This window comes from Vibrio sp. 378 (assembly GCF_033339435.1).
In genome coordinates this window covers 1-542 of record NZ_JAWOUO010001053.1, presented here as the reverse complement: position 1 = coordinate 542, position 542 = coordinate 1, and the positions used below count along the sequence as shown (strand labels likewise).

Annotated in this window: 1 protein-coding gene; it reads left to right on the top strand. The window is 45.9% G+C overall.

Annotated features, from left to right (window positions below; genetic code table 11):
* A partial coding sequence (locus R7Q48_RS30315) for a recombination-associated protein RdgC (protein ID WP_318134113.1) occupies window positions 1–542 on the top strand: 542 nt, incomplete at both ends.

Here is a 542-nt window from a genome sequence, read left to right as displayed (position 1 = left end):
AAGAGAAAGACAACTTAAAAGATGACATCGTGATGGACTTGCTGCCTCGTGCCTTTAGCCGCAGCAGCCACACTCACGTGTTGATTATGCCAAAAGAAGGCTTCATTCTTGTCGATGCAAGCAGCTACAAAAAAGCAGAAGACGTATTAGCGCTACTGCGTAAAACCATGGGTAGCTTACCTGTTGTTCCTGCGATTCCAGAAGTAGCAATTGAAACCACGCTAACAGAATGGGTAAAAACAGGTAACACACCGCAAGGCATCACCATGATGGACGAAGCTGAGTTAAAATCGGTACTTGAAGAAGGTGGCGTGATTCGCTGTAAGAAGCAAGAGCTGACCACAGATGAAATCCGCAATCACATCGCAGCTGACAAAGTCGTGACGAAACTTGCGCTTAACTGGCAAGACCGAATCGAGTTCATCATGGCTGAAGATTCCGGCATCAAACGTCTAAAATTCTCAGATGAGTTGAAAGATCAAAACGACGATATCCCACGTGAAGATCAAGCGGCTCGCTTTGATGCGGACTTCTCACTAATG